The 12,117-nt window shown below is 53.3% G+C and carries 11 protein-coding genes; 3 read left to right on the top strand and 8 right to left on the bottom strand.

All coding sequences use genetic code 11. The features are described 5' to 3' along the window. Window positions 1–228 precede the first annotated feature (228 nt). Both M4951_RS05940 and M4951_RS05935 read right to left on the bottom strand, forming a co-directional pair. The gene (locus M4951_RS05940; RefSeq protein WP_262025564.1) at window positions 229–1,224 is read right to left on the bottom strand and encodes a DNRLRE domain-containing protein; all 996 of its coding nucleotides are present in this window, start codon (window positions 1,222–1,224) and stop codon (window positions 229–231) included. A 403-nt stretch (window positions 1,225–1,627) separates the two neighbouring features. Beyond that, complete coding sequence (locus tag M4951_RS05935; protein WP_262025563.1) at window positions 1,628–2,245, bottom strand: sigma-70 family RNA polymerase sigma factor; 618 nt, start codon at window positions 2,243–2,245, stop codon at window positions 1,628–1,630. 180 nt (window positions 2,246–2,425) lie between these two features. Here M4951_RS05935 and M4951_RS05930 point away from each other — a divergent pair, with 180 nt between their 5' ends. Next, entirely contained in the window at window positions 2,426–3,397 is a 972-nt protein-coding gene (locus M4951_RS05930) for a DUF1559 domain-containing protein (protein ID WP_262025562.1), read from the top strand. 95 nt (window positions 3,398–3,492) lie between these two features. Beyond that, entirely contained in the window at window positions 3,493–3,888 is a 396-nt protein-coding gene (locus M4951_RS05925) for a carboxypeptidase regulatory-like domain-containing protein (protein WP_262025561.1), read from the top strand. A gap of 351 nt (window positions 3,889–4,239) precedes the next feature. Here M4951_RS05925 and M4951_RS05920 read toward each other — a convergent pair whose 3' ends face one another. The 6 genes from M4951_RS05920 to M4951_RS05895 form a co-directional block, all read right to left on the bottom strand. Then, the gene (locus M4951_RS05920) at window positions 4,240–5,661 is read right to left on the bottom strand and encodes an HTTM domain-containing protein (protein WP_262025560.1); all 1,422 of its coding nucleotides are present in this window, start codon (window positions 5,659–5,661) and stop codon (window positions 4,240–4,242) included. Window positions 5,662–5,784: 123 nt separating this feature from the next. Further along, window positions 5,785–6,243, bottom strand: coding sequence for a hypothetical protein (locus M4951_RS05915; RefSeq protein ID WP_262025559.1), 459 nt, complete (start codon window positions 6,241–6,243; stop codon window positions 5,785–5,787). A gap of 43 nt (window positions 6,244–6,286) precedes the next feature. Continuing rightward, window positions 6,287–7,237, bottom strand: a complete 951-nt coding sequence (locus M4951_RS05910) for a DUF1559 domain-containing protein (RefSeq protein WP_262025558.1) — start codon at window positions 7,235–7,237, stop codon at window positions 6,287–6,289. 56 nt (window positions 7,238–7,293) lie between these two features. Further along, window positions 7,294–8,178 (bottom strand): glycerophosphodiester phosphodiesterase family protein, encoded by an 885-nt coding sequence (locus tag M4951_RS05905; RefSeq protein ID WP_262025557.1) that lies wholly within the window; start codon window positions 8,176–8,178, stop codon window positions 7,294–7,296. Between the two features lie 333 nt (window positions 8,179–8,511). Further along, window positions 8,512–10,077 (bottom strand): LamG-like jellyroll fold domain-containing protein, encoded by a 1,566-nt coding sequence (locus tag M4951_RS05900; RefSeq protein ID WP_262025556.1) that lies wholly within the window; start codon window positions 10,075–10,077, stop codon window positions 8,512–8,514. Next, a complete protein-coding gene (locus M4951_RS05895; protein ID WP_262025555.1) occupies window positions 10,077–10,664 on the bottom strand; it encodes a sigma-70 family RNA polymerase sigma factor in 588 nt (195 codons plus the stop codon). The genes M4951_RS05900 and M4951_RS05895 overlap by 1 nt, the downstream gene beginning before the upstream one ends. A gap of 457 nt (window positions 10,665–11,121) precedes the next feature. On the opposite strand from M4951_RS05895, the gene M4951_RS05890 reads away from it, so the two are divergent. After that, the gene (locus M4951_RS05890; protein WP_262025554.1) at window positions 11,122–12,015 is read left to right on the top strand and encodes a dienelactone hydrolase family protein; all 894 of its coding nucleotides are present in this window, start codon (window positions 11,122–11,124) and stop codon (window positions 12,013–12,015) included. Window positions 12,016–12,117 lie beyond the last annotated feature (102 nt).

The raw sequence follows: 12,117 nt of genomic DNA, 5'->3' as shown, positions 1-12,117 counted from the left end.
ACTGGCAAGTCCTGATCCGAACGCCCCAGATACGTCGCGATCCGCGGCATGACGCTTTTCTGAGCGCGTCCTCGTGAACGGCGTTGATGGATTGTTTCTGCTGAGCCTGGACTACGTCGTTTACGCTTTTTCGTCACCAGAGTCTCCTCGGCCAAAATTGACCTCTAGACTCTCCTTGCACAGGGACCAGGGCTTGGGAAGCACGCAAACAACCACTGCTGCAGAAGACTATGGTCCCAATTCAAACTCTAGGGTGGGCGGCAGTTGCGTAGGATGACGACGACTTGCAAAAGTGGTTGGCGAAGAAAACAGGGAGACCTGAGGGTTATTCCGTACGATGATCAAAGTGACGATGCCGTTTGTGTCGGATTTCAGGAAGTCCGTCAAACCATCACTTTCCATAACGACTTGCCCTGAGTCGCGACCATCGGGGATTTCGAACTCGCCTAGTTTCTGCGTCACTGTTACATCGACCTCATCAGCTCCATCGAGATTGGCAGGCGCGTTATCCCAAAGAAGATCATCTTGGCTCCAGTCATCCAGGGATTCATCGGTGATTCCGTAAACCGTAAACAGAGCGTCAGGCTCTTCGGTTGGGTGAGAAAACTTACTGGATTGGAGCGTCAGTATCAACTTTGCGTGATTAAAATTGAGCCCTTTTACTAAGCTGAGATCGAATGCCAGATAGCCTTTGCGGCGGTAGTCGTTGGGACAGTTTTTCACCAAAATCAAGGCCGGATCGGTTAGCTGCGGGGCGTTATTCTTGACGATCGTAGCATCACGGCCCATCGCAGTTGTGGTCCGGATCGAATTGAGCGGCACATTATTATCTTCGGGTCGAGCAACATAAAACTCACTCATATCAACCGCGGTCTTCTCGCTTACCGAGAGTCGCGTCGCAGTCACCGCTTCCCCCTTGATCAACCAAGTCGCTTTGCCGGAACTTGGATGCCTTAATTCAACTTCTCCGTCGAGCACTTGAAGGTGGGCGATGTCGCGCGCGCGATCGACCGAGACGGCGAACTTGGTGCCGTGGTCGATCGCAATAGCGCTCGGGGTGTGGACGGTAAATCCATGCGCCGACTCAGGGGCTTCTACGATAACCGTTCCTGAATGCAAAACCGCAGTCAATTCGTCTCGCAGTTCAAGATCCGTTTGCCCACCCAGAAAGACCTTCGCTCCAGACTTAAATCGCAGGATCGCCCGTCCTTGCTCCAGACGCATCCGGCCAGGTCCCAGGGGTAAACCAATTTCGGTCGCCAACGTGCTTGCTCCCCATTTCGCATCGTCGCATCGCACCAATTCAGCGATAGCTTGCTGGCCGGCGGCCTGCGGTTCTTGAGCAAGCCAGAAAAACATCGCAGCAACGACAACACAAGCCGCGACAATTGCGGAATACCAAGTCGAAGATCGCTTCTCTTTCCGAGAAACAGTCGTCGGCCACTCGTATTCGCCTACCTGTAGACGGGGAAACTCCCGACGCAAATGGGCGTGCGTTTGCGTCAGATCGAGAAACAACGCTCTCGCTTCGGAGTCTTCCACCAGCATTTGCTCGAGAAAGTCCAACTGATCGGCGGGCAAAGTTCCTTCGATCAAGTGCTCGATCGCTACGGCAAATCGTCGTGTTTCATTTTCCTTCATCAGGCAGCCTATCACTTCTGTAGGTTTCGGAAACCGGCGATGACGACGGATCACTACTACGAATGCAGTCTCGCAGGGCAAGTCGAATGCGGCTGAGTACGCGGTATGTCGCTGCCGGAGTGCGATTGACGGCGACTGCAATCCGATCGATCGAAAGCTGCTGTTCGTATCGCATCTGGATGATCTGCTGGTGTTGTTCAGGTAACAGCAATAGGCAACGCTTCAAATGTCGAACCCAGTCCACTCGCCCGCTTACGTCCGCTTCGTAATCCTTCGCAAGCATCGCATAGCAGTCTTGTGACAAGCCACAACACAACTTGTCTCGCCCCTTCCGTTTGCGAAATGCGAGAATTCGATGAAACGCCGTGCGTCGTGCCCAAGCACCGAAATCGGTTCCCAATTCAAATTGGTCGAAGCTGCGCCAAAGCGCGATCTTCGTATCTTGGAGGATGTCGTCCGCATCGGGTGAATGGGGCACCATCGTCATCACAAATACCGCCAGCAGACGTTCATTCTCGGCCAATAATTGAATGAACTGCTCAATGCCGGCATTATCCGTTACAGGATCGCCACTCGATGGACGTCGTTGTTCACCACCTGTCATAGGTAATTAGTGCTCTAAGAAGCTATTTCGGACACCCAAAGGGCATCGTTACTTGGCATTATTTTTAAAAATATCGCGGAAAAGTGTCCAAACGTCGTTTGTTGGGCACTTCTATGTCCAGAGGCGACCAATTATTTATCAATGCCTATCCATTTTCTCCGTTCATAGGAAAAAATCGACGTGAATCAAAGTCCATCTGCCTGCCCCTGTCCTGGCCGCTCTCGTACTGGATTTACGCTAGTCGAGCTGTTAGTCGTCATTGCAATCATCGGCGTTCTAATCGCATTGTTGCTGCCTGCAGTCCAGCAGGCTCGCGAAGCCGCCCGAAGACTCCAGTGCAAAAGCAATCTCAAGCAGATTGGCTTGGCCTTGCACAACTATCACGATGTGCATAACACGTTTCCCCCGGGAGCGCTCAACCCAGGAACAAACTGCGACATTGTGGCTCCGGATCAGAAGATCTTAAACCACACGGCATTCCAAATGATTCTGCCGTATGTGGAACAATCGGCTCTCCACAACCAAATGAACTTTTCTTTACCCTCGGGAAAATCTCTCTACAACAACAATAGCAATTGCACAGCAACTACTCCGACAACAGATCAGTTCTCACTGGTGACCAGTCAATTGCCGATTTTCGCATGCCCCAGCGATCCAGGGCCTGAGCGCGGTGACGCCAACCATGCTTTCTCTGTCGCCAATGGCGCCTATCGAACCAGTTACGGACTGGTGTCACACCAGGGTGATGGAGCTTGGAGCACCACCTGGGCCAAAAACACGGCTTTGGACAAGGGAATGTGGGGCCCCAATGGAGCTGCAAGTTTTCGCGATATTACCGATGGGACAAGCAATACAGTCGCTCTGACGGAAGCTCCTTTTCAAAAGAAATCAGCGGAGAAATGGACGGGGCCCTACTGGAATACCTACACCTATATTTACTGGCTCGAATTGAAGAAGGGGATCAATCAAATTGTTGACGATACGCCCAATCCAGGCGTGGGTAGAAATGGAGTCGGCAGTCTGCATCCGGGTGGAGTTCATTTCCTCCTGGCCGACTGTTCTGTTCGATTTATGAGTGAGAACGCCGATCAAATCGGCGTCATCAACGCGCTTCAATCGATCCGAGGCGGGGAAGTTATCGGCGAGTTTTAACCACTTGAAGAAGAGCCTCACTCGGTCCGTTGACTTGAAAAATCTGGCTTTCTACTAGGAATAACAATGTGGACGTGCTTCTAAAGTGCAAAATTGTGAATCTTACGCTATGCGGTTTGGTCTTGGTCGGATGCTCGATTGGACCAACGGACCTCCCAGAGGTAGCCCCTGTTTCCGGTACGGTGACGCTAGACGGCAAGCCGCTGAATAACGCCACCCTGACTTTTCAACCAGCGGTTGGCAGACCATCCAGCGGACTCACCAATAAAGATGGTCAATACAAACTGAGATACAACTTGAATCTCACAGGAGCCAAACTTGGCGACCATTCGGTAATAATCACCACCTATCAGGAATTTGATAATCCATCCGACGCTGACAGACCTGCCTCGCCGGAATTATTGCCTGCGAAATATCACAAAAAATCGGAACTTGTCGCCAAAATCACCAATGGTGATAATGTCGTCGATTTTGATCTGAAATCTAAGTAAATTTCAATCAGCACAGGCGTCCCCAAGCTGGCGCCAGCGCCATGGCCACGGGTCTACGTGGCCATGCTTGTGCTTGAACTTTACTTCGGCCTACAACCATTTCAGTGATCTCAAAATTTCGCGAATTGGATGCCGGGTTTTCTCCGTACGAATTGAAGGCCAAGCTGGAGGAAATCGCCAAGATGCTATCTCGGCTGATCAATGGCCTAGAAAATCGCACTGCATGACATCAGATTCCCGTAAGGCCAAATGGGGCTCGGAATCGTGCGCCGCCACTTGGAATGGTCACAGCACAAACGTGGTGCGGGCTCGACCAAAGCGGGAGACGCGTGATTTTCTAGGACGATCTATTTACTTACTTTGCGAGCTCGTCTGTTCGTTCAATGGATCCGCCATTACGAGTTGCTCCCATGTTGCGATTGGTTGGTTCCATGATTTGCTAGGCAAAGGCTCGGCAAGCGGCAGGATCCAATCGATTCGATGATCGAGATCGGCGGCGGTTAAATCAACTTCTGGCGAAATCAAAAGCTGAGGCTTGCGACCATTGAGCGAGCAGAGAACAAAAGCGCGTACTTCGACATCCGCAAAGCCATGGGCTCGACACTTCCATTCGATCTGCTTGGAGAACGTCCGAATGAGTTGTGGATCGCGCGACATTCTGGCCAATTGATGCGACTTGAGTTCGTCCTGCAAAGGGAAGACGCCGTGACGGCCGGTGACCGCATCGTAGATGTGAAAACGGACAGCGGAAGTCTTGCCGCGCAGCATCATGTGCCAGGCGAAATAATGGCCGCGTTCGGTCCAATTCACATCGCCTGAATAGAGCCAGTGCCGCAGCGGCAACGTCACTTGAACAACGCACCAAATCGCCAGGAAGGTCAATAGAGCCGTTCGCAGCCATGGCGAAACGCTAACATCGGAGATGTCCGCCGGTTCGTTGATCCCCTTCTCCAAGCAAAATTGTCGAGGCCAATTGGGTGCGAGAAAAATCGTCGTCAAACCGATCATGATCCAGGGAAAGATCCCAATCGGAAACAAGATCGAATTCGTCCCATGAAAAATGACCACCAGGCAAAACGCGAATATCCGCGTTCGTTTCCAAAGCAAGCAGGGAACAATCAGCAAATCAAAAAATAGGCCGCCCCAAACGATCAACTGCACCGCCCATTCCTGCTGTGCGAAGTGCCCCAGTAAAAAATCAAATTCATGTTGGGCCAGCATTTCTCTCATCGGAAAACCGCGAACCCAATCGGGGCTGATCTTCGCAACGCCTCCAAAAAAATAGACCACGCCAACCTGAAATCGGAGGAGCCAGATCGACCACTGCGGCGTCCGATCGCGCAGGGCCGTCCATCGCAAAAAAGCGTCAACACTATACGTGCTGTTGGCAGGCGTCAGCGCCAACAACACGCTCATCAAGCAGACAAAATAGTAGTGGTTTTGATAAGTCGTTTTATCGATCAGGAACACGTAGATAAAAAGGAGAGCGAAGCCGATGGCCGAGACGCGATAGAACCAGCCGATCGTGATCAAGATCGCCAGTCCGCTCATTAGCAAAAAGATCGCGGTCATGCACCAGGCAGGAGCGCCGGCGACCCAACCAAAACCTTCGTATTTGAAATGAAAAGCAGGTTCAACGTAGTACGCATGAACCTTGTCCAAGACCAAGTAAGAAATGCACCAGGCGAACATCACGACGCCGAACAAGATACGAACGACCGCCAACGAAGCCCCATCGACGTTCTGAAATAGTCGTTTGGAGAATTCCGACACGCGAGGTACTTTCGAGAATTGTCTGACGTGGTTCGATCCGCTTCAAGTTGCAACAAGCAAGCAGTCGCCTAGCCGCAATAAAGCTTCGCCGGCTCGGCGACTGCGATTGATCTCTGATTTACATCAACCGTCGTACGCTCGGCGACGACTAGCCATGTCTTTCGACTTCGGAACGAGCTCAATCACAAAGTGGTTCGCATCGCCCAGCTTGACCTCCAGAATGAGTTCTTTCGGAAGTTTGCAGTGATGCTTCTGGGGAACCACAGCCCCTTGGGCGATCTCGCCTGGTTCGGGCATCGAGGGTTCCGAAATACGAATGCGATGCTTGCCGACAACCGCTCCGTCCCCCTTTGCGTAGGTCGAAAGCCGGAACGTTCCATCTTCCTGAATTTCGCCGATGGCCGATTTGCCTGGCATCTTTTTCGCGTCTACGGCAATCGGTGAAAATTGAATCCAGCCGGCTTGGATCGGCGTTCCGTTACAAACGCAAACGCCCTCCACGCCGGTCACCTCGAATTCGCTTTTGCTACATCCCGCTGCCAATAAGGCCAGCGGCAACAAAGCTGCGCACCAAATTTTCACAGTTCTATTCCTTGGATTGGATGGATGGGGGACAGTCGTTGATTTAATAAGCGCCCAAGACCTGTCCGTCATTGCGATTTCCGAGATTGGTGTAGGTGTCGTATTCCATGTTTTCGCTGAGGAAGTGCACAGAGCCATCTGCGAAAACAAACTGAGCGCCACCGGTATGAAAGCTCATCGCGCAGTCGTCGTCGATCGCTTCCCAGAATCGACTGGTGGAGGTCACTCCTCCATTGATTGGATCAGTGGTCTTCATGATGACCTGCTCGTCCGAACGACCCGACGCCGCCCAAACGGGCCAGTCGCTCTTTCCGTTGCGGCCTGGATAAGACGACTCGCCTATCGCCAGGGTATTGCTACTGCCGTCTGTGATGTCTCGAAAGCGAACGTTCGGCGCCGAGCCGCCGCCGCCGTTGCCCCAAACGATCGCATCGCCGTGACGCATAAAGAGGCCATCGAGATAGTAGCCGGACGAACCCTTGTAGTCAGAGACCGCGTATCCCACGATTTGAGCATCAACCGTCACTGAAGCTCCATCGACGCTGATGCTGCTCGGCACATGGTTGGGAAGAACCGAGGAAGGACAACGAAAGGTGGTCAATACCGTTTCGGCGCCATCAATCGGAGCAGTGGTCGCGTCATAGGTATCCGTGACAATTCCGAACTGTCCCTGGGGATCCAGGAGGTCATAAAGCGCCGACTGCTCCATGAACGGCAGCAGAGCGACCGACCAACTCCAGCCGTCGTTCGCATCGGCGGCGTAGGGATCGGGATTGGTGAACGTGCCCAAGGGAAGACTGCCAAAAGTATCGTGATAGTTGTGCAGCCCAAGACCCATCTGCTTTAAATTGTTCATACATTGCATCCGCCGAGCGGCCTCGCGGGCCTGTTGAACGGCCGGCAACAGCAGACCAATCAAGATCCCAATAATTGCGATGACAACCAGGAGTTCGACCAGGGTGAACCCGGATGTTTTGGAACGTGGAATCGACATGATTTATTTCTTTTCGATGAATTGGTGGTGAGGCTAGGAACGATCCGGTCGTTGAATTATTCGTGCCGCTTCTTCGACCGCAGGTAGTTCAAGAGTTTTGCTGGCTGATCGGTGCAAAGTAGAGTGGCGCCGTGATCGAGCAACCAGCCCCAATTTCCGTCTGGATCTTGCAAGGCTCGCTTGTCGGTGTGCCCCGCACATAGTTCGTCCCACAAAGGGCTGGCCCAAATACGAACGCCCCTTGCGCGGATTGAATCGAACTGGGAAAGAACCGGCGAATCTTCACGGTCAAAACTTGTCACGAACGCCAGCGGCTTTTTCCGTACCGAAAAGGATTCAACGTATTCTCTTGCCCGGGGAGTCGAGCCATCGAGCTTGGGAAGATACTGGATCTCCTCAAAGTCATCTCCGCAGTGCGACTTCAGCTCAGCAACGGTGCGACCGCCATAGAAAAACACATAGTCTTCCATGCCATATGCTTTGACGATCGCATAGACGGCGGGGATATCGTATTCGGACTTGTCCAGGTACAGCAGAATTTTGCCGCGAGCCAACTGCAGGCCTTCTTCTAACGTGGCGATCTTGTGATCGGTCAACTCGCCATTCGCATCTTTAAATCGCAACTTTTGAATTTGCTCCAGCGTAAGATGACTGATCTTGCCGGCGCCGTTGGTCGAACGCTCCAACGTTTTGTCATGCAGCAGCACATAGTGGCCATCCAACGTGAGCCGGACGTCGATCTCCACCATATCAACGCCAAGATCGATAGAGCTTTGAATTGCGGCCAGCGAATTCTCGGGAGCCGCTTGCCAGTCGCCACGATGTGCGACGACGAACACCTTATTGATCGACGCATCTCTTAGTTCCGCAAGCAATCGCGCCGCACGAGAATCTATCGCAATGGGAGAAAGATCGGTGGTGACGGCGTTAATCGCACGCACTGAGCTTTCCGGACGTTTTGCCTCTGTTTCAGCAAGCAAGTGTGAAACCTCTCCACAGCCCCAAATAGGCGTCAGAGCAAACAGCAGTAGAACAAACGCTCGCATTGGATCTCCTCGAAAGTCAGGATAACTTTAGTCTCACATGTATCCACTTCGAGAAGCGAATCCTTTCATTAAGGTTGTATAAATCCTGGGCTTTTGTTTTTCCTGAGTTTTGGCGATGGTCGTCCAATAGCGCCAATTTCTTGTTCATCTACGCGCAGGAAAAACCCCATACTTGGCGACTCAAGTACGGGGTTGCATGTTCCCCTCTGTAGTGCAGCGAACCGGAGGCTAGTCGGAGCGGCGAGCTGCTAGCGAATGAATTTGATCGCCATCCAGGGCCCGCTTCCAGATGCAGACATCATCGAGATCCCCATTCAGGGAACGGTTGTCCGATTCCGGTTCCGAGCCTCTCGCCCAGGCGCCTAGCGTGCAATCGCCCAGTAGAACCGACTTTAACGCTGTTGTGATCGGCTGAGAGGCGACCTCCGCGCCATTCAAGTAATGCGTAACCCGCTTCGCGTCCAGATCAACGACACTCGCCAGGTGATGCCAGCGGTCAACATCGAGTCTTCCGGTTGGCGCACGAAAGATTTCGTGGTTGTCGTTCTTACCCATAGCGATCGTCAGACGAAAATCGTTCCCTTTGCGTTGCCAATGAATTGCGCCTCGCTTCTGGAACGAATCGGACATGACCATTCCACGGTGTTCGCGATCCGGACCTTGTTCTTTGCCTAAGCGAACCCAAGCCGCAAGCGTTAATTGTCGAAAAGCCCCCGGTATCGACATGGACAGTGAATCGGTCGATTTGGCGACCGTTAATTCCCGCGCGCCAGAATCACTGACATCCTCGATCTCGGCCGCACGTACAACGACCGGAGGCCGATGATAGGGAGCCAAATTTACAGGCGTCGTCTGGCCGTGCAGGCGATCCATCGGAAGCCAAACCAGCAGGTCGGCATCTTTCACCATGCCAGGATCTCTTTGGCTTCTCCCCAACAACGATTGCATCTCCCAGTCGCGCTGTCGATAGAATCGGCCAGGCTCGACCCTAGCGAGATACGCGCCTCGGCTCTGAGAAACGCGGGCCGATTTTCCGGCGAACAATGAGATCGATTTACCGGAAGACTCTGCGGTGACTTCACCCTGAAAAACGTAGACATCGGCCTCCCCTGCCTGGTTTACCGCAACGCCGAACTCTGTCCCCAAATCAACCACGTCCCCGTTTGGTATCGACACGCGAAAACCACGGCTTTGGCGAGTAGGACAGGTGACGACGACCTCTCCCTGCAGTAGTTTCATCGCGGATGGCGATTTTAACTGAAACTTGGTCGGACCGCGCATGACGGCGACGGCGCCCTGGTCAAATCGAACAAGCATTTCGCCCTGCGTAAGCGAATAGGTTCCGGCAACTAGCGTATCGGAATGCTGCGGAGTCAGCGAAGTCGAATCAAAAGTCGCGTCATGCTGCTCAAGCACCCGAGCGACCCCCACCACTTCATGATCCGACATGATCCCCAGCATCCAGGCCGCACTTCCCATACCCACCATCAAAGCCAAGGCTAGCGACAGCCATGCCGCGCTCCAGTGGGAACGAAGCGGGCTAGGAATATCAACACTGGGGCCCGGCTGGGCGACGAGAATCTCTGGAGTAGGCGGATTGGCTTTGATCGCTGCGGATCGCAGGTATTCTTCGCCGAGAAATTGGTCGCGCATCGTGCGATGCAAGTAAATTGCCTGCGCGAATGATTGAACATTACCGGAAGATTGCTCGAGCCAGGTCTTCAATTGCTGAAAGTCTTCTTCCGTTGCAAGTCCAAAGAGATATTTGGAGATCAGCTCATCCCTGTTTTCCATTACGCTTCATTCCTACTCAGTTGCCTACCGATACACTGTCTTAATACATTTCGTGCGCGATGCAGTGCGACAAAGATGGAGTTTTCTGTGGTCGCTAGCTGCTGAGCGATCGCCCTTGGCGTCATCCCTTTTCCGTAATGCAGTTCGTGCACCTGACGAACGCGCCCGCTCGTCTTCTGCAGGCAGGTTTTCAGCGCCGTACGTACTTCGACTGCCTGCTTGTGTTCTTGCTCGACCGCTTCGGCCATTTGATCGAGCATTTCACTATCAAACACGTGCCGATCACGTCCCCGAGACTGGCGAAAACGAAACGCTTCAATGCGCGCTAAACCAATCGCCCACGCAATAAAGGGGCGTTCTGGATCGTATTCGGCAAACTTCTCGGTAACGGCTACCGCCGTCTGCTGAAGGATCTCTTCGGCATCATGGAAGTCGGGAACCATCGACGTAATAAACGCTGCAACTGCCGGCTGCGCACGAACCCACTGAACAGCCAAAACAGCAGTCGAAGTATTTGGAGTCATGGTCCCGCCGAATGGAACAGATACGCAAAAAAAATCGTGACTGGATTGCGAGTGAAACAACATGTTCGACCAGAAGCGTCCTTGCTTCCACCCGTATCCAACGCTTGCCCTCTCCCTCTTACATGAAATCTGACGAGATTCGTCAAATTATCTCCGCCGTCGAAAACCCTAACGCAATCTTCATCTTTTCGTGCCGTTTCGAGGTTTCGACCTCGGCCGTGTTAGCGCCAAATCGACTTCCGTCGATTTCGTGAGAATGGTTGGGGTTTCCCCCTACAACGCTTGTTCACCTGGGTAACGAAAATTCCCTCTCGAACCGGGACCAAAACTTTCTGCGAGTCGTTATTTCGCCCAGAATTGGTCTCCATTTCAGAATCTCTGCCCCCACCATTTTCCGACGCCGCATTGCCGACGGCACAGGGGTGCGGACTGGAAAGGGATAGCTTCAGCTGAAAGAATGAATGGACGTCACGCACGCATTGCGTCATCGCAACACGCCCCGCGCTGGGAAGGAAAAGTCATGCCACGCAAAGAAGCCTCACAGTTCCGCCAAGAAGTTCTCGACTTGTACGACGACTACGCACACGGAAGACTCAATCGCCGTGAGTACGTAAAAAAACTTGGCGCCTTCGCAATCGGCGGACTTACTGTCGAATCGCTCATGTCGAGCCTTGCGCCAAACTACGCTTGGGCGGAAGAAGTCAAGCCGGACGATCCGCGCATCAAGACGGAGATGGTCACCTATGAGTCGAAAGAGGGGGGCGGCAACATCAAAGGCTTGCTCGCGCGACCGAGCAAGGGAGACAAATTTCCGGCCGTTTTGGTGATCCACGAAAACCGCGGCTTGAATCCCTACATCGAAGATGTGGCCCGCCGCTTGGCGGTCGCCGGTTTCCTGGCGTTTGCGCCAGACGCATTAACGCCGCTCGGCGGCTACCCCGGCAATGACGACGACGGCCGCACGATGCAGGCCAAACGGGATCGCGAGGAAATGACCAGCGATTTTGTCGCCGCCGCCCAATGGCTGGACGCGAATCCAGCGTCAACCGGCAAGCTGGGCGTGGTCGGTTTTTGCTTTGGCGGCGGCATGGTCTATCAACTGGCGATCCGCATTCCGGATGTCGTTGACGCCGGCGTCCCTTTTTATGGATCGCAGCCCGATCTCGCCGACGTCCCCAAGATCAAAGCGCCGCTGCTGATCCAAAATGCAGGCCTCGACAAACGGATTCTCGACGGCGCAGCCCCCTTTGAGAAAGCTTTGACCGAGAACAACAAAACGTTCGAAGCCTTCGTTTACCCCGAAGTCAATCACGGCTTTCACAACGACACGACGCCCCGCTACGACGATGCGGCGGCCAAGTTGGCCTGGAGTCGCACTTTGGAGTTCTTTGACAAGCAGTTGAAGACAAAGTGAGCGCGGTCCAAGTCGCGCGGCGAAACAACTGCCGCAATTTCTGAACGACGATTTTCAAGGACCAGCGTCAGCGCGAAGGGAAAACCGAGCGTTGACGCTGAC

The organism is Blastopirellula sp. J2-11, from assembly GCF_024584705.1.
Lineage (GTDB): Bacteria > Planctomycetota > Planctomycetia > Pirellulales > Pirellulaceae > Blastopirellula.
The sequence above is the reverse complement of the archived record's forward strand: the minus strand, read 5'-3'. Positions and strand labels throughout refer to the sequence as shown.